The organism is Jeotgalibacillus malaysiensis (assembly GCF_044789845.1).
GTDB classification, from domain to species: Bacteria; Bacillota; Bacilli; order Bacillales; family Jeotgalibacillaceae; genus Jeotgalibacillus; species Jeotgalibacillus malaysiensis_A.
In genome coordinates this window covers 1,667,988-1,686,081 of record NZ_CP085252.1, presented here as the reverse complement: position 1 = coordinate 1,686,081, position 18,094 = coordinate 1,667,988, and the positions used below count along the sequence as shown (strand labels likewise).

Below are 18,094 nucleotides of genomic sequence, written 5' to 3'. Positions count from 1 at the left end.
TTGATTACTTCATTCAGACTCTGCTGAATTTAAACTTCCATAATAATTGGTAATATCATCGGACGACGCTTTGTACGTGTATATAGCAGATGGTTAAGTGAATCCCTGATCTCCTGCTTAATACCAGACCAGTCAAATGTACGGTTTTCAACGTTTTTCTCTACAATATTGCGAACTGCAGTAACTGACTCTTCCATCAGCTTCTCTGATTCTCTAACATAAACAAAGCCTCTTGAAATCACTTCAGGACCTGCAGCAATTGTTTTAGTTTTGCGGTTTAATGTAACGACAACCAGTAGTACTCCATCCTGGGACAGTAATCTTCTGTCGCGCAGGACAATATTACCGACATCCCCTACACCTTTACCATCAATAAGGACATTACCTGTCTGGACTCTGCCGCTCATTTTCATTTTGCCTGCCTGATATTCAACAATGTCACCTTTGTCAGCAATAAATATGTTAGTGCGCGGTATACCCATTTCTTCAGCAAGACGTCCATGCGTAATTAAATGACGGTATTCTCCCTGAATTGGAATAAAGTATTTTGGCTTCATCAGGTTCATCATCATTTTCAGGTCTTCCTGACTGCCATGACCGGAAACATGGACATTTTTACTTGATGTAAGTACGTTTGCCCCTGCTTTCGTCATTTCATTTACCGATCGATACAGATATACTTCCATTCCAGGTGACGGTGTAAACGTAATTAATACGGTATCACCCTGCTGAATGTTAACGATCGGGTGTGTCTGATTCGCCATACTCTCCATTACTTTAAACGGCTCATCATGTGTTCCTGATAAAATAATAACAATTTCATCGTTATGATATTGATCTATTTCGTTCGGCTTAATGCGCGTATCTTCATCATACGTTAAGTGTTCAAGTCTAGAGGCAACATTGACTACACGTTCAGCAGCCTCTCCGATAACAGCGACTTTTCTGCCTGAAGCTTGAGCTGCATCAAAAATCTGCTGAATACGGATCAGGTTTGAAGCATAACATGTGACAATCACTCTTCCGCTTGCCTGATTAATGCTGTTAGAAACGTGCTTCTCAATGACAGCTTCAGAAGTAGTGTGTCCTGGCTTTTCTGCTTCAGTACTATCTGAAAGTAGTGCAAAGACACCCTTGTCACCAAGCTTAGCCATTTTTCCAATATTGGATGCATATCCACCTTTTGAAGCCTGATCAAATTTAAATTCACCAGTATGTACAATTGCACCCTCAGATGTGTGAATCGCAATTCCGAGTGAATCCGGGATACTGTGAGTTGTGTTGAAGAATGTGACATTCACAGAATCAAATTTCATATTACTTTTCTCATGAACTGTATAGAACTTTACGCGTTCTTTAAATCCATATTCTTTTAACAGCGCTTTAGCAAGTGCCACAGTCAGCTTTGAACCATATACAGGCACTTTCACTTTTTCAAGTAAATAAGGCAGTGAACCAATCGAATCATCATGACCATGTGTCAGGAAGATCGCTTTCACACGCTCTTTATTTGCTTCAATATATTGAAAATCCGGGATGACAATATCAATTCCGAACATTTCATCTTCAGGAAACATTAATCCTGAATCAATAATAAATAAATCTTCGTCTACTTCAATGACGTACATGTTTTTTCCTATCTCGCCTACGCCGCCGAGAGGAATGATTTTTACTTTTTCGTTTTTATCTTTAGACAAACTAATTTCCTCCTACAAAAATGTTATCCGACCTTTTAAAACAGCTGTGTTCATTATACTGTAAGATTGGAAAACTGTACATGTATTTGTGAACTGCCGGTGCTGGAAATCAGAAAGGTCTTTTTCCGGATTGGAAAAAGACCTTCTGGTGATCTTTATGAAATACTGGACATTTCTGATCGAAAATGGCTGACTGCCTTTAACAGACTGCTCTCTTCATTTTGATCAAGTTCAACTAACGGAAGTCTGACACCCCCGCATAATACTCCCTGGTGGTTCAGTGCTGACTTCACCGGGGCCGGGCTCGGCTGTGCAAACAGCGCTCTTGTCAAAGGTAAAAGCAGTTGATGAATTGATGCAGCTTTTGAAAGCTCTCCGTTTTGGAAGCATCTGATCATGGTTTGCATTTCATTTCCTGCAACGTGTGAAGTGACAGATACTACGCCAGCTCCACCAATTGAAAGAAGCGGCAATGTCAATCCATCGTCACCGCTGTATATGAGGAAGCGTTCATCTGTTCCTGCGATGATTTCAGTCATCTGATCCAGGCTTCCACTCGCTTCCTTCACAGCAACAATATTCGGCACTTCAGACAATTCAATGATTGTTTTCGGTTCAATATTTACAGCTGAACGTCCCGGAATATTATAGATCATTACAGGCAGACCAATCTGCTCTGCAATTGTTTTAAAGTGTTTCTTTAAACCAGCCTGACTCGGCTTGCTATAATAAGGAGCCACCAGCATAATAGCATCTACTCCAGCTTCTTTTGCAGCAAGGGAAAGGCTGATGCTCGACTCAGTATTATTTGTTCCTGTTCCTGCTACCACTGGTACTCTGCCATTTGCAATTCTTACTGTCTCTTTAAAAAGTTCCACTTTCTCTTCTGACGAAAGTGTTGGTGATTCTCCAGTTGTACCTGCTACGACAAGTGAATCGGTGCCGTTTTCGATTAAGTGGTTGATAAGATTTTCCAATCTGCTGTAATCAATGCGATTATCCTGATCAAAAGGAGTCGCCATTGCAGTGGAAACTCTGCCAAAGTTCATCTTCTTCACTCCTGTATAGTTACTAGTTCATGATTAATAAAGAATTGATGCAGCAGCTGCTGAGCGATAAATGATTTGTCACTGTCGAGCAGTATCCAAAAAGTCATATGACTGTCAGCTGTCTGCCATATACTGATTTTATTTTCTGTGAGCAGTGTAACAATTGCTGATGCAACTCCCGGGCGTCCAGCGATACTGCTGCCAATCAGCGCGATTTTTGACACGTTCTTTCTGAATTTAAAATAAACCTGATGCTGCTTTAAAGTATTGTTTAAATCTTGAAAATCTTCAGATTGAATTGTAAATTTCACTTCAACCGGCTGAATGGAGATCAGGTCAATACTGATCCCTTTTTCAGCAAGTATCTTGAATATATAATCACAATCCTGAGCCTGAACGGATATCTGTACAAGATCTTCTACAGCAGTAACAGAATGGATGGATTCAGAATGAGCTTCTGATCCGATCCACGTTCCACCTTCACCGGATAAATCTCCAGTCCAGACCGGTACATTTCCTTTTCTCGCCCATTCGACCGCTTTAGGATGAATAATCTTTGCACCCTGATGCGCAACATGGAAGGCCTCATCATAATGTAGCCGCTTCACAACTGATGCATGATCGACAATTCGCGGATCCCCGCTCATAATCCCCGCTACATCTGTGTAGAGCTTACATGAAGATGCTTTTAAACTTGCAGCGATCGCACACGCTGATGTATCACTTCCACCTCTGCCAAGAGTAGAAATTCTACCTTTATCATCTTCTCCCTGAAAGCCGGGCACGATGATCACTTCAGCGTGTTTTAATGTTTCTATCAGCACACTGGTATCTACTGAACAAATATCGGCATTATACGTTTTGTCCGTTTTAATACCCGCCTGCTTCCCCGTCAGGATCTCACTTTTTATACCTTCTCTGTGAAGAGCAGATGAAAATACAGCAGCTGAAATGAGCTCTCCACATGAAAGTAAAAGAGATTGCTGGTGGAAAGGAAGGCAATCCGGATCAGTTAGTGATAATAATGTATCAGTGGAATAAGGGTCTCCCAGTCTGCCCATCGCTGAAACGACTGAAATCACCTGATGGTGTTGATCCAGCTCACGTTTTACATTCCGTACTGCTGCATCTCTTTTATATGCTTCAGATAACGAAGTTCCACCGAATTTCAATACTGAAATTGGCAATGTTACGCTCCTCTCTTTCAGTGCGTATTATACAAGTTTTAGTTTAATCAGGCTTTCTGCGATTTGTACTGAGTTCCACGCAGCTCCTTTTAATAGGTTATCTGACACGATCCACATATGGAATCCATGATCCTCATCCGGATCTTTTCTGACTCTGCCTACATACACATCTGTTTTGCCTGCAGCCGTGCTTGGCATCGGGTATTCCTGCTGGTCAGGATTATCCTGAAGGGTCACACCTGGTGCCCCGGAAAGAATTCTGTGAATATCCGCAGTGTTTTTTCCTTTTTCGGAAACTTCGATATAAACAGACTCTGCATGACCTGTTTCTACTGGCAGCCTTACACATGTCGCTGATACTTTAAGTTCAGGCATATGCATAATTTTCTTAGTCTCATTAATCATTTTCATTTCTTCAAATGTATAGCCATTTGTATCAAATACATCAATTTGTGGTACTGCATTGAAGGCAATCTGATAATGCTTTTTATCTCCTTTAACCGGCAAAACGTTCGCTTCAGGTTCTTCTCCGTTAAGGATGGCCTGTGATTGTGCTCTCATCTCATCAATTGCCTGTACGCCGGCCCCTGAAACAGCCTGATAAGTAGAAACAATTACTTTTGACAGACCAAGTTCTTTTCTGATCGGTTCCAAAGCTGCGACCATCTGAATTGTTGAGCAGTTTGGGTTCGCGATGATTCCTTTATGCTGCTGCAGATCCAATTCATTTACTTCAGGAACGACCAGAGGTACATCCGGATCCATTCTGAATGCACTCGTATTATCTATTACGATCGCACCGCGCTTTGCTGCCTCAGGCGCGAGTTGTTTTGAAATACTGCCTCCTGCTGAGAATAATGCAATATCAATTCCCTCAAAGCTGTCAGGAGTTGCCTCTTCTACTGTGACTGGCGCACCATTAAATTGGATTGTCTGACCCGCTGACCTTGCCGATGAAAGGAGTTTAATTGTTCCGACTGGAAAATCTCTCTGCTCAAGCATTGAGAGCATCTGAGTTCCGACTGCTCCTGTTGCACCTACTACTGCTACGTTATATCCTGTACCCTTCATATAAAAAACTCCCTTCCACTCTTTCCCTGTAATGCGTTAGACAGGTAAAGCACTAATGTGTATTCATACAACACATTGTATCACTTATTCTTTGATTTTCTCAATCTCTTTTACTTAAAGTGCTTAATGTTATGACAGGCTGATGCTGTTCTCTTTTTAAAGCCTTTATGACCGTTTCCGGAATTTCGTCCATATGGGCTACAAGAGAGTTCGGTTTATTAAAAGGATCATCCTGACTGAATGGGACAAAATATATGTTTTTTGCACCCATCAGTTTCATTATATTCATCCCGTTCAGTCCCAGGCCGTCATTTGTCGAGATGGCAATGACAACTGGTTTATGATTTCTCATCGTTGCTTTTGCTGCCATTAGTACCGGTGAATCTGTTAATGCATTCGCAAGCTTGGCAAGGGAATTCCCCGTTAATGGCGCAATCACCATACAGTCAAGCGGCTTTCCAGGACCCAGGGGCTCTGCATCTGCTATGGATCTGATACATGGCTGTCCCGCTGCCTTTTCAATTTTTTCTACCCATTCTTCACCTTCACCAAAACGGGTATTCGTTGTTTGCATTGTATAACTTACAACCGGTACGATCTCCGCTCCAAGCTCTTTCAGCCTGATTAATTCAGGCAATGCCAAATGATAGGTACAATGAGAACCCGTAAATCCAAAACCAATTCTCTTTCCTTTTAACATCTGTTTATTCCCCTTTTTCAATGATCTGATCAAGAATGGACTTCGCCAGAATTTCACCTGCAGTTTTTGGTGCCACAAGGCCCGGCAGACTCGGTGCTTCAAGATAATTAATATTTTTCTCCCGGGCTAATTCTTTTTGGACTGCAGGTGGATGGGATGCAAGTTCCACAATAAAAACATTTGGATTGCATGCTGTTAAAGTTTGCTGATTAATAATTCCAATTGACGGGATTGTATTAATCCAGATATTAGCCTGATTTAAACAGGTTTGTAACTCTTTCAGCGGTTTTGTTTTTACACCTATTTCACTCATTCGTGCAACTTCAGCTTTCACTTCTGATAAGGCTGTCACTTTTGCACCGAGTGCATGAAGTACCCTGGCTGCTGTCAGTCCGACTCTTCCACATCCGGTAATGACGATCTGAGCGCCGTGAATTGTATACTCCGTATGCTGAATGATCAGCCAGATGATCCCCTCAACCGTCGGGATTGAATTTAGAATTGCAATCTCATCTTTTTCAAACAAATATACGAAGTTTCTTTTACTGGCTGTCGACCATGATGTCTCAATTCCTGTGAATAATAAGCAATTTTCCGGTATCCGATTCAATAGTTGTTCATGTATATAAAGATTACTGGCACTGAATGACGATTTAATATCCCCATTTACCCCTATTCCGCTTACCGGAAAGATCAGTGCGTCAAGTTCTTCAAAAGGAATCTGATCTAAGGATGTCTTTCGATAGCCAGGCTCAGAAAGGTTGAGCTGATCAAAGCCGCACAGGAAAACTTCTGCTCCTTTTTTACATAATGCTTCAGCGATTACAAGCTGCCTTGCATCCCCACCGATTACAGCGGTTCTTCTACCCCTCAGTTCCTCGTTTTTCACTCAGCATTCACTCACTTCATTCTTCTTTATTCTCCGGTATACTATGTAACTGCTGGTCTGTTTGTGATTGTTTACCCTTAATAAGAATCAGTTCTTTTCCTACAGCATGAACACTTTTCCACGGGATTGCATATTCCTCTTTAGCGCTTTTAAAGGGACTGATTTTACCGGCTGGTACTAATATGTTAATAATTTCTCCTGTTTCATCGTTAAACTCAATATCCGCATTACCAAGAATGCCCATTCTTTCAGCCTGATCTATATCGATCATTTCTTTTCTGTACAGTTCGCTCATTCTCATTTTTCTTCCTCCTCTAAGTTAAATCATTTGATCATTAACTATATGAAGAAAGAAAAAAATATATAAACAAAAGGATGAGACGCTGAGGTCTCATCCTTATATCCATGATTAGATTGATACCTTTTCCCCCTGAGGAGAGATGACTGAAGAAGCAAATCTGGCTCCAAGTATCTGATCAGCTACCCTTTTTACTGAGTTTTGAGATACCTGATCAATTTTTTCGATCAATTCATCCATTGACCGGTGTCTTTTGAGCATTAATTCATTTTTACCGTTTCTGCTCATTCTTGCATTCGTACTTTCAAGACCAAGCACCAGGTTTCCTTTTAATTGCTCTTTTGAGGAATGAAGCTCGTCATCTGTTAAGCCACTGGCTTTCAATTTAGCTGTTGTTGACTGAATGGTTTCATACAGCGCATCCAGCTGGTCAGCACCCGTTCCTGCATAAATTGTTAATAAACCGCTGTCACGGTGGGCTGAATGGTAAGAAAATACTGAGTAAGCAAGTCCCTTATCCTCTCTTACATCCTGAAACAGTCTTGAAGACATACTGCCGCCTAACACGTTATTCATAACGATCAGACTGTAAGTATCTTCATGTCCAATCGGAAGTCCGTCATAGCCGAGACAGAGATGCGCCTGTTCAGTTTCTTTCCTTTTTGAAAGGTGAGTATCATTAAATTCGGGCAGTTCGTTACTTCTTTTTTCTTCCTTAGAAGCAGTATAATCCCCAAATAATGCTTCAACTTCTTTGATGAATTCCTCAGTAATATTACCCGCCACTGAAACAACTACATCTTCAGGACGATACATCTCAAAGACATATTTTTTCAAATCATTACTTGTAAAAGATTTTAAAGTTGATTCAGTACCGAGGATCGGATAGCCGAGTGGATGATTGCCATAAACAGCTTCTCCTAAAAGGTCATGAACAATATCATCAGGTGTATCCTCATACATCTTAATTTCTTCCAGCACCACATTTTTTTCTTTTTCAAGCTCTTCAGGGTCATACACTGAATGAAAGAACATATCAGCAAGCACTTCTAACGCATGCTTCGCGTGATTATCAAGTACTTTCGCATAATAGCAGGTATATTCTTTTGACGTAAAAGCATTTACATGTCCGCCGATTCTGTCAAATTCCTCCGCAATTCTTCGTGCTGAACGTTCTTTCGTTCCTTTAAACAGCATATGTTCTATGAAATGGGAGATCCCATTATTATTCTGATCTTCATCCCTTGAGCCTGTTCCAATCCAGATGCCAACTGCAGCTGATCTGACTGATGGAATATGCTCATAAACAATTCGTAAACCGTTTTTACAAGTATGTCGTGTAATCATTTAAAACATCTCCTAAACTTATTGCACTTAATGAAACATTTTACTATGGTTAATGGATTTTTTCATCTAAAAAAGCTTTTAAATGTCTTCAGGAAGAGTTTATTACATAGAAAAACCGGCTATTCAGCCGGTTTATATACTCTATTTTTGTTCTTCTCTTTCCTTCTGCTCTTTGATAACTGCTTTACGCGATAAATTAACGCGTCCCTGATTATCAATTTCTGTCACTTTTACTTCAATCTGATCTCCAAGTGAAAGGACATCCTCCACTTTATTAGTGCGCTCTTCCTGAAGTTCAGAAATATGCACAAGACCATCTTTTCCGTTAAAGATTTCAACGAAAGCACCGAATTTTTCAATCCGCTTTACCTTACCGAGATAATTTTGGCCAACTTTTGCTTCTCTGACCATATCTTCGATAATCTGCTTCGCTTTCGCATTCATTTCAGAATCAGCTGACGCAATGAAAACTGTACCATCCTGCTCGATATCAATTTTAACGCCGGTTTCTTCAATGATTTTATTAATTGTTTTGCCGCTTGGCCCGATTACATCACGGATCTTATCCGGATTAATTTTCAGCTGGATGATCTTAGGTGCGTATTCAGAAAGTTCTTTTCTCGGTTCACTGATTGTCGCAAGCATCGAATCAAGAATATGCATTCTGCCTTCTTTCGCCTGCATCAGTGCCTCTTCTAGAATTTCTTTTGTTAGACCTTCAATCTTAATATCCATTTGAAGTGCTGTTACACCCTTAGCTGTACCTGCAACTTTAAAGTCCATGTCACCAAGGAAATCTTCCATACCTTGAATATCTGTCAGGATCGTATAATCTTCCCCTGATTTCACAAGACCCATTGCAATACCGGCTACTGGCGCTTTTAAAGGAACCCCGGCATCCATCATTGCAAGCGTACTCGCACAGATACTTGCCTGAGATGTAGATCCGTTTGATTCAAGTACTTCTGATACCAGACGGATTGTATAAGGGAAGTCTTTTTCATCAGGAAGCACTTTTTCAAGCGCACGCTCTCCAAGCGCACCGTGACCGATTTCACGACGACCCGGTCCACGGATTGGTCCTGTTTCCCCTACGCTGAATAACGGGAAATTATAATGATGCATGAAACGCTTAGACTCTTCAAGGCCAAGTCCATCAATAATCTGAACATCTCCTAGAGGTCCAAGTGTTGCAATACTTAGAGCCTGCGTTTGTCCACGTGTGAACAGACCTGAACCGTGTGTTCTTGGCAGTGTGCCAACTTCAGAAGAAAGCGGTCTGATTTCTTCTGGTTTACGACCATCCGGACGAAGCTTGTCCTGAGTGATCTGTCGGCGAACTTCAGCTTTGACCATCTGATCAAGTGCTTTCTTCGCGTCTTTTGTATAGTCCTCGTCTGCCTCTTCTTCTTCAAGAACAGCAAGCACTTCTTTTTTCACTGTTGAAATTGCTTCTTCACGCGCATGCTTTTCATGTGTCTGAACAGCTGAAACAAGCTTTTCTCCAGCCATTTCCTGCATTCTGCTGACAACATCAGGATTCAGCTCTGCTAAAACGATTTCTCTTTTTTCTTTACCGCATGCAGCAACAATTTCTTCCTGGAATGCAATTAGTTTTTTGATCTCTTCATGACCGAACATAATCGCTTTAAGCATCTTCTCTTCAGACACTTCAAAGGCTCCTGCTTCAACCATGTTGATTGCATCTTTTGTTCCTGCAACGATTAATTCCATTTCACTCTTATTCTGCTGATCAATTGTAGGATTAATAATAAATTCTTCATCAATTAAACCAACCATTACTCCGGCAATCGGTCCGCCGAATGGAATGTCAGATACGGAAAGTGAAAGTGAAGATCCAAGCATTGCTGCCATTTCTGATGAACAGTCCTGGTCTACACTCATGACCATACTCATGATCTGCACATCATTACGGAAACCATCCGGGAACAATGGACGGATCGGACGGTCAATCAGACGGCTCGTTAAAACAGCACGTTCACTTGGACGGCCTTCACGTTTAATAAATCCACCAGGGATTTTACCTACTGAATACATTCTTTCTTCATAGTTAACTGTCAGCGGGAAAAAATCAAGTGGCTTAGGCTCTTTAGAACCTGTAGCTGTACTTAGTACAACTGTATCACCATATCTGATAAGAGCAGCTCCGCTCGCCTGCTTTGCAAGCTGGCCAACTTCAACTGTAAGCTCTCTTCCTGCCCAGGTGGTTGTAAAAACCTGTTTGTTCTGGTCCATCTAAAAACCCCTTTCTGTATTAAACATAGTAAATCAATTTACTGTTCTTTTCACTATGTACAAAATGTATCATTTTTATCCTAATAAAAAAGCGGGACGAGGCCCGCTTTTCATCATTGCATTCTTATCGACGAAGACCAAGCTTGTTGATCAGTTCGCGGTAACGAGCTACGTCGTTATTACGAAGATATGACAACAGGTTACGGCGACGTCCTACCATTTTGAATAGTCCGCGACGTGAATGGTGGTCTTTCTTATGAGTACGAAGGTGCTGGTTCAGGTTGTTGATATCTTCAGTAAGAATCGCAACCTGTACTTCTACAGATCCTGTATCTCCCTCGTGTGTACGGAATTCCTGAATAATTTCGTTCTTGCGTTCTTGAGTAATAGCCATAGTAAATAGCCTCCTATTATTTTTATTAAAATCCCCTGTTACCGAGCAGACGGCGGAGAAACCGCGATGCCAAGCAAAGGTTCATTCGTACATGAATATACTATCATAAGCTAAATGCCGTTGCAACCTGGAGTTGCTGAGGCACAGGCCTATCTTTGATGGATAGCAATCGCCTTTTGTTTATCTTTTTCTATTTGGGCGATCAGCTCATCTACACCGTTAAACTTTTTTTCACTTCTGATCCGGTCAAGCCACTGTACGAGTACATTTTCACCGTAAATGCTTTCATCGAATTCAAATAGATGCACTTCTACGCTCAGCTGCGCATGATCAGGGTCATTAAATGTCGGCTTATAACCGACGTTACATATTCCGTCATGCCATATATCATTTACTTTTAACTTCACCGCATATACGCCCGGTGACGGTATGAGTAGATTGTTCAATGTTTCAATATTTGCTGTGGGAAATCCGATTTTCCGTCCTCTTTTTTCACCGTGGACAACCAGCCCTTCTGTCTCGTAACTTGAGCCGAGTAATGCTGCAGCTTTATTAGTATTACCAGCTGATAAGAGTTCACGGATTCTTGTGGAACTGATTTTTTCGTTATCATCTGTCTGTTTTTCAACTGTAGTCGATGTGAATTTGCCACGGGCGTGAAAAGGTAGTGTTTCCATCTTACCCCGACCGAATTTTCCGTATGAATAATCAAAGCCTGCTGTGATATGCACAGCATTCAGTCCGATTAAGTATTGATCAACAAATTCCTGAGGTTCTAAAGATGCAAAAGCTGAAGTGAACCGCACAACCAGTACATAATCAATCCCTAATGCTTCGATCTTTTTAATCTTCTGTTCGAGTGTTGATAAATATTGCACATTGCTTTTTTTCGCACTCAGCACGACTGAGGGATGAGGATCAAAAGTCATCACTGCACTTTTAACCCCATTCTCTCTGGCATAATCAAGTGCAGCACCGATCACTTTCTGGTGACCCAGGTGGACACCGTCAAAAAAACCAAGTGCTATGGATAGCGGTGGAAAGTCTTCCTGATTCATTTCATGCGGGTGACGAAGCGTATATACTTTCATGACAATTCCTTTCTCATCCTGTCCAAATCACTTTTACTGGCTTTATCATTCCAGCTTTTTCCGGATGTAGGTGATAAATAGCCAAAACGTTTTGCTCATCATATACTGCGACCGGCTCTCCCATTTCGCCTGTCCAGTCGGAAGGTACAGGCAATACAGCACCATGCTTCACTTTACTAGCAACTGTATCACTAACTGTGATGTTCTTCAATCCGGATAAACCGAGTTCAAGCGGTTTTAACACTGACTGCTGATCCTCAAGAACTGCGAGTTCTTCAAGCGTGATACAATCTTCAGCTGTGAACCTCGCAGATGATGTACGTGTCAGTCTTGCCATATGACCGGGATACCCTAACTTTTCAGCAAACATGACAGCGAGCGTACGAATATAGGTCCCTTTCCCGCATGCGATATCAGCTTCAAATTTAAATGTATGACTTACTTCATCATAATTTAAAGAACGTTCATCTATTTCAATATGATGGATCTTCACTATACGCGAAGGACGATCAACCATTTTACCTACTCTTGCGTATTCATACAGCCTTTTACCGTCCACTTTTACTGCTGAATACATTGGTGGAGTCTGTTCGATGCTGCCGGTAAGCTTCTCTGCCGTTTCAAGCAGCTGCTCAATTGAAAAGGGCTCTACAACCTCTACTTTCTCAACGATCTCACCTGAGGCGTCTTCTGTTTCGGTAGATTCCCCGATAACGAACTGTGCTCTGTAAGATTTCCCTGCTTCTGTTATGTACTCAGCAATTTTCGTGGCTCTTCCAATACAGATCGGCAGTACACCATCAACATCAGGATCTAATGTACCGGTATGCCCGACCTTTTTTGTTTTCAGTATTTTTCTGACTTTGAATACACAATCATGGGAGGTCATCCCCGGTTCTTTCCAGAGTGGTAGTATACCGTTCATTTTCATAACTCCTGTTCGGTTTAAATGTTTGGCTTTTTTAATGTGAGAATACATTAACAGACTTAATCATATAGCAATAAACTTAAAAAAGGCAGGCAGAATGAATTCTGCCTGCCTCCGTTTTATTCTCGTTCCTTCAAATCACGAATTAATGACTCAATACGGTTACCCGTTTCAATTGATTCATCAAATTCAAATAACAGTTCAGGTGTTTTTCTCAGCCTGATTCTCTGTCCAATTTCAGAACGGATAAATCCTTTTGCTTTAGCGAGGCCGCGAAGTGTATTTTCACGTTGTTCTTCATCGCCAAGGACTGTAATATACACAGTCGCCTGCTGAAGATCACCTGTAACATCCACATCAGTGACTGTAACAAAACCGATTCTTGGATCTTTAATCTTTCGGCCAATGATATCGCCAAGCTCTTTTTTCATTTGTTCTCCGACTCTGTTTGAGCGCAATGACATAACATGCCACCTCTTATCAAGAAGATTTGTTTCCGTTAAAGTCTTTCTATCTCGGCAGCTACAGGTTCCCACTCCGGAAATGATTCCATCAGCGAGATTGCCCGTTTGATTTCAATTTCAGCAGCTGCATAATCTGATGCTGCCGAAACGAGTTCAATGATGGTACGCTGCCACTTATCCTGATAGTCTGTCTCAGCAGCGGAAACATTATACTTTTGCTTTACCCTTGTAAGGACCCGCTTTAACACAGATCTCTTATCTTTTAATGAGTGTGAAAGAGGTAAGTGAAATTCACATTCAGCCCGGACAATCATTTGCGTTTAATTTCTTCCATGACAAACGCTTCAAAAATGTCCCCTTCTCTTACATCATTATAGTTCTTTAATGTAATACCACATTCGTAACCTTTTGCTACTTCCTTTGCATCATCTTTGTAACGCTTAAGCGTATCAAGCTCGCCTTCAAATACAACAATGCCATCACGGATTAATCTTACGCCGCTGTCGCGCGTAATCTTACCTTCCGTTACGTAGCTTCCAGCAATTGTTCCAACTTTAGATACTTTAAACGTCTGGCGTACTTCTGCCTGACCAATCACTTTTTCTTCGAATTCAGGGTCAAGGAGACCAGTCATTGCTGATTCGATTTCTTCAATTACCTTATAGATAATTCTATGAAGTCTCACATCAACCTGTTCTGCATCTGCTGCACGTTTTGCATTTGCATCAGGACGCACGTTAAAGCCGATCACGATTGCATTTGATGCAGCTGCAAGTGTAATGTCAGATTCAGTAATTGCACCTACTGCAGTGTGAATGATTTTTACATTTACACCTTCAACTTCAATTTTAAGAAGAGAAGCAGCAACAGCTTCTACAGAACCCTGAACATCACCTTTAACAATGACATTCAGGTCCTTCATTTCACCCTGTTTCATTTGTTCAAACAGGTTATCAAGCGATACGCGGGTCTTTTCCCCACGCTGAGCCTGAAGTGCCTGCTGAGCACGTGTTTCTCCAATAGAACGTGCCGTTTTTTCATCTTCAAATACAACGAAACGGTCACCTGCAAGCGGCACATCGTTCAGGCCTGTAATTTCTACAGGTGTTGACGGGCCAGCTTCTTTCACGCGGCGGCCAACATCATTAACCATAGCACGCACGCGGCCAAATGTTGTACCGACAACAATTGGGTCACCTACTCTAAGCGTACCATCCTGAACAAGAAGCGTAGCTACTGAACCACGGCCCTTATCAAGCTCAGCTTCAATAACAGTTCCCATTGCGCGGCGCGTAGGGTCTGCTTTTAATTCTTCAACTTCAGATACAAGACCGATCATCTCAAGCAGGCTGTCAATACCTTCACCAGTTAATGCTGATACAGGTACGAAAATTGTATCTCCGCCCCATGCTTCAGGTACAAGACCATGTTCTGTTAGCTCCTGCATCACGCGATCAGGATTGGCTGCAGGTTTGTCCATTTTATTCACTGCAATAATAATTGGTACTTCAGCAGCTTTCGCATGATTAATTGCTTCAACTGTCTGAGGCATAACACCGTCATCTGCTGCCACAACTAGGATCGTAATATCTGTTACCTTCGCACCACGTGCACGCATTGTTGTGAAAGCTGCGTGTCCTGGTGTATCAAGGAAAGTAATTTTCTTATCTTCATGATCAATCTGGTAAGCGCCGATATGCTGAGTGATACCGCCTGCTTCACCTTCTGTTACCTTTGTTTTCCGGATTGAATCAAGCAGTGTCGTTTTACCATGGTCTACGTGTCCCATGATTGTAACAACTGAAGGACGTTCAACAAGCTTGTCCGCATCAGATTCTTCATCGAAATAAGTTTCAAGGTCAGTTGAATCTACAAGAATTTCTTCCTCAACTTCAACACCATAATCTTCACAGATCAACTCAATTGCATCTTTATCAAGTTCCTGATTAACTGTCGCCATTACGCCGACCATAAATAGCTTTTTAACCACTTCAGATGGCTCTCTGTGCAGCTTTTTGGCAAGCTCTGCAACTGTCAGGGATTCTGTAAATGTAATTTTTTCAGGAAGCTCTCTTGGCTTCATTGGCGTTGGTGTAAACGGTTGTTTGTTCTTCTGATTGCGATTATTTTTACCGCCTCTGTTTTGTCCCGGACGCTGCTGTCCTCCGCGTCCTTTGCCGCCCTGGCCGCCCTGAGCACCCTGACCGCCTTTTCCGCGATTTTGTGGTCCGCCACCCTGGCCACCACGATTTTGCTGACCGCCGCCGCGGTTTTGATTTTGTGGCTTATTCTGTGCTTGAGGCTTGGCTGATTGATCCTGGCCTTTTGTGTAAGCTTTATCGAGCTTAGTTACAGCATCACCTTCTAGTGTTGCCATATGGTTCTTCACTTCAATATTAAACGTTTTTAGTTTATCAATTACTTCTTTACTGGTGACATTTTGCTTTTTTGCGTATTCATATACACGTACCTTACTCATTCGTTCACCCCCGTTAAGATTCGTCGAGCAGTGAGATCAGTTTATCCGCGAAGCCTTTGTCAAGGACAGCAACTGTAACTCTTGCGTCCTTACCGATCAATTGTCCAAGTACATACCGGTCTTTTACCGTTCTGACCGGAACCTGATAGAATGATGCTTTGTCCGTCACTTTTTTCCTTGTGTTGGGTGAAGCATCTTCTGACAGTAAAACTAATTTTGCTTTACTGTTTCTGATCTCTTTCACAACTAATTCTTCGCCTGATATAACTTTTCCTGCCCGAGTCGCAAGACCCAATAATGACATCCATTTCGGCTGTTTCATTTGTGCCCCGCTTCCACATATTCAAGAAGCTCATCATACAGTTCTTCCGGTACTTCAGCTTCTAAGTGGCTTGCTAATACATTTTTCTTTTTTGCTTTTAAAATTGCATCTTTATCTTTAGATAGATATGCACCGCGTCCTGATTTCTTTCCAGAAGGGTCAATAGAAACAACACCCTCTTTGGAACGGACGATGCGGATCATTTCTTTCTTCTCTTTCATTTCATGCGTTGCAACACATTTGCGTAAAGGTATTTTGCGTTTTTTCGTCACTGGAATAAACTCCTTTACTCGATATCGTCTTCTGGATATGTGAATGGATTTTCCATATCTTCGTCTGAGAAAAGCGGCTGATCATCACGTGGGAATATGCCCATTTCACGTGCATCCGTTTCACTCTTGATATCGATTTTCCAGCCGGTAAGCTTTGCAGCAAGTCTTGCATTCTGTCCGCGCTTACCAATTGCCAGTGACAGCTGGTAATCGGGTACAACAACAGTTGTAGCTTTGTCTTCTTCATTTACCTGCACATCTACTACCTTTGATGGGCTGAGTGCATTGGCAACAAATACTGTAGGATCTTCTGACCACTCTACAATGTCAATCTTTTCACCCTTCAGCTCGTTAACGATTGCCTGTACACGGCCGCCCTTGGCACCAACACAAGCACCAACTGCATCGACTTCTTCATTATCTGAGTGCACAGAAATCTTAGAACGGTCTCCAGCTTCACGTGACACTGATTTAATTTCTACAGTGCCATCAAAGATTTCAGGCACTTCGATTTCAAACAGACGCTTCAGCAGTCCAGGATGAGTTCTTGAAACAAAGATCTGTGGACCTTTTGTTGTTCTTTCAACCTTTGTAATATAAACCTTAATCCGGTCGTGCGGCTTATAAGATTCATTAGGCATTTGCTCATTTAAAGGTAGAAGTGCTTCGATCTTACCTAAAGCGACATATATAAAACGGTGATCCTGACGCTGGACAATTCCAGTCATAATGTCATCTTCACGGTCAACAAATTCAGTATATATAATGCCTCTTTCAGCTTCTCTTACACGCTGTGTAACGACCTGTTTTGCTGTTTGAGCTGCAATACGGCCAAAGTCGCGTGGCGTTACTTCAAGTTCCACAATATCGCCCACTTCATAAGCCGGGTCGATTTCCTGCGCATCTTCAATTGAGATCTCAAGACGCGAATCAAAAACTTCATCAACAACTTCTTTTCTGGCAAATACACGCATTGATCCGGTATCAAGGTTCAGATCCACGCGTACATTTTGTGCCTGGTTGAAGTTGCGTTTGTAAGCAGAGACAAGTGCTGCTTCAATCGCATCAATCAGAACATCACGGTCAATACCTTTTTCCTTTTCAAGGTATGTGAGCGCATCGAGTAATTCAGTACTCATTCTTTTCTCTCCTTTCACCGGTTAGAATGTAACAGCTAACCTTGCTTTCGCTACTTTTTCTTTTGGAATTGCCATTTCTTTTTTTCTCGTTTTGATGGTAACCGTTATATTCAGTGTTTCTCCATCATAATTGTCCAGTACGCCTTCTATTTCTTTCATGCCATCGATTGGCTCATATGTTTTTACATATACCTGTTTGCCAATTGCATTGTGAAAGTCTTTTTCCTTTTTCAGAGGGCGCTCAGCACCTGGAGACGAGACTTCAAGAAAATAGTTCTGCTGAATTGGATCAAGCTCATCAAGTTTTTCGCTCAGACGTTCACTGACAATCCCGCATTCTTCAATATCAACACCGGCATCTTTATCAATAAACACGCGAAGAAACCAATTAGACCCTTCCTTCACAAACTCCACATCTACTAGTTCAAGATTCATATCATCTAGAATTGGGTTTACAAGTTCTTCAGTTAGTTCTGTAATTTTACTCATCTGTTTCCTCCATCATCTCTGA

General features: G+C 41.7%; 19 protein-coding genes. All 19 read right to left on the bottom strand.

The window, feature by feature from the left end; genetic code table 11:
• Nucleotides 1-29 precede the first annotated feature (29 nt).
• The 19 genes from LG330_RS09110 to rimP all read right to left on the bottom strand — a co-directional run bounded on the left by LG330_RS09110 (nucleotide 30) and on the right by rimP (nucleotide 18,072).
• Complete coding sequence (locus tag LG330_RS09110) at nucleotides 30-1,697, bottom strand: ribonuclease J (RefSeq protein WP_404409261.1); 1,668 nt, start codon at nucleotides 1,695-1,697, stop codon at nucleotides 30-32.
• A gap of 155 nt (nucleotides 1,698-1,852) precedes the next feature.
• Nucleotides 1,853-2,746: a 4-hydroxy-tetrahydrodipicolinate synthase gene (gene dapA, locus LG330_RS09105; protein WP_404409259.1), complete on the bottom strand. Its 894-nt coding sequence runs from the start codon at nucleotides 2,744-2,746 to the stop codon at nucleotides 1,853-1,855.
• Nucleotides 2,747-2,751: 5 nt separating this feature from the next.
• Entirely contained in the window at nucleotides 2,752-3,933 is a 1,182-nt protein-coding gene (locus LG330_RS09100) for an aspartate kinase (RefSeq protein WP_404409257.1), read from the bottom strand.
• Nucleotides 3,934-3,960: 27 nt separating this feature from the next.
• Complete coding sequence (locus LG330_RS09095; RefSeq protein ID WP_404409255.1) at nucleotides 3,961-5,004, bottom strand: aspartate-semialdehyde dehydrogenase; 1,044 nt, start codon at nucleotides 5,002-5,004, stop codon at nucleotides 3,961-3,963.
• Nucleotides 5,005-5,104: 100 nt separating this feature from the next.
• Nucleotides 5,105-5,704, bottom strand: coding sequence for a dipicolinate synthase subunit B (locus LG330_RS09090; protein WP_404409253.1), 600 nt, complete (start codon nucleotides 5,702-5,704; stop codon nucleotides 5,105-5,107).
• Nucleotides 5,705-5,708: 4 nt separating this feature from the next.
• The gene (dpsA, locus tag LG330_RS09085; protein ID WP_404409251.1) at nucleotides 5,709-6,593 is read right to left on the bottom strand and encodes a dipicolinate synthase subunit DpsA; all 885 of its coding nucleotides are present in this window, start codon (nucleotides 6,591-6,593) and stop codon (nucleotides 5,709-5,711) included.
• Between the two features lie 16 nt (nucleotides 6,594-6,609).
• Nucleotides 6,610-6,894, bottom strand: coding sequence for a YlmC/YmxH family sporulation protein (locus LG330_RS09080; protein ID WP_404409249.1), 285 nt, complete (start codon nucleotides 6,892-6,894; stop codon nucleotides 6,610-6,612).
• Between the two features lie 108 nt (nucleotides 6,895-7,002).
• A complete protein-coding gene (locus LG330_RS09075) occupies nucleotides 7,003-8,238 on the bottom strand; it encodes a M16 family metallopeptidase (protein WP_404409248.1) in 1,236 nt (411 codons plus the stop codon).
• A gap of 141 nt (nucleotides 8,239-8,379) precedes the next feature.
• Nucleotides 8,380-10,494 (bottom strand): polyribonucleotide nucleotidyltransferase, encoded by a 2,115-nt coding sequence (gene pnp / locus LG330_RS09070; RefSeq protein WP_404409246.1) that lies wholly within the window; start codon nucleotides 10,492-10,494, stop codon nucleotides 8,380-8,382.
• A gap of 124 nt (nucleotides 10,495-10,618) precedes the next feature.
• A complete protein-coding gene (gene rpsO / locus LG330_RS09065; protein WP_134371748.1) occupies nucleotides 10,619-10,888 on the bottom strand; it encodes a 30S ribosomal protein S15 in 270 nt (89 codons plus the stop codon).
• 149 nt (nucleotides 10,889-11,037) lie between these two features.
• Nucleotides 11,038-11,979, bottom strand: coding sequence for a bifunctional riboflavin kinase/FAD synthetase (ribF, locus tag LG330_RS09060; RefSeq protein ID WP_404409244.1), 942 nt, complete (start codon nucleotides 11,977-11,979; stop codon nucleotides 11,038-11,040).
• A 13-nt stretch (nucleotides 11,980-11,992) separates the two neighbouring features.
• Nucleotides 11,993-12,904: a tRNA pseudouridine(55) synthase TruB gene (truB, locus tag LG330_RS09055; RefSeq protein ID WP_404409242.1), complete on the bottom strand. Its 912-nt coding sequence runs from the start codon at nucleotides 12,902-12,904 to the stop codon at nucleotides 11,993-11,995.
• A gap of 122 nt (nucleotides 12,905-13,026) precedes the next feature.
• Nucleotides 13,027-13,371, bottom strand: coding sequence for a 30S ribosome-binding factor RbfA (gene rbfA / locus LG330_RS09050; protein ID WP_404409241.1), 345 nt, complete (start codon nucleotides 13,369-13,371; stop codon nucleotides 13,027-13,029).
• A gap of 35 nt (nucleotides 13,372-13,406) precedes the next feature.
• Complete coding sequence (locus LG330_RS09045) at nucleotides 13,407-13,685, bottom strand: DUF503 domain-containing protein (protein ID WP_404409239.1); 279 nt, start codon at nucleotides 13,683-13,685, stop codon at nucleotides 13,407-13,409.
• A complete protein-coding gene (gene infB / locus LG330_RS09040; protein ID WP_404409238.1) occupies nucleotides 13,682-15,850 on the bottom strand; it encodes a translation initiation factor IF-2 in 2,169 nt (722 codons plus the stop codon). The genes LG330_RS09045 and infB overlap by 4 nt, the downstream gene beginning before the upstream one ends.
• A 13-nt stretch (nucleotides 15,851-15,863) precedes the next feature.
• Nucleotides 15,864-16,172 (bottom strand): YlxQ family RNA-binding protein, encoded by a 309-nt coding sequence (locus tag LG330_RS09035; protein ID WP_404409236.1) that lies wholly within the window; start codon nucleotides 16,170-16,172, stop codon nucleotides 15,864-15,866.
• Nucleotides 16,169-16,444 carry an RNase P modulator RnpM gene (rnpM, locus tag LG330_RS09030; protein ID WP_404409234.1) on the bottom strand — a complete coding sequence of 92 codons (276 nt, stop codon included), beginning with the start codon at nucleotides 16,442-16,444 and terminating at the stop codon, nucleotides 16,169-16,171. Before rnpM ends, LG330_RS09035 begins: the two co-directional genes overlap by 4 nt.
• Before the next feature lie 14 nt (nucleotides 16,445-16,458).
• A complete protein-coding gene (gene nusA / locus LG330_RS09025; protein WP_404409232.1) occupies nucleotides 16,459-17,583 on the bottom strand; it encodes a transcription termination factor NusA in 1,125 nt (374 codons plus the stop codon).
• Between the two features lie 21 nt (nucleotides 17,584-17,604).
• On the bottom strand, nucleotides 17,605-18,072 hold the full coding sequence (gene rimP, locus LG330_RS09020; protein ID WP_404409230.1) for a ribosome maturation factor RimP: 468 nt from the start codon (nucleotides 18,070-18,072) through the stop codon (nucleotides 17,605-17,607).
• Between the last annotated feature and the right edge of the window lie 22 nt (nucleotides 18,073-18,094).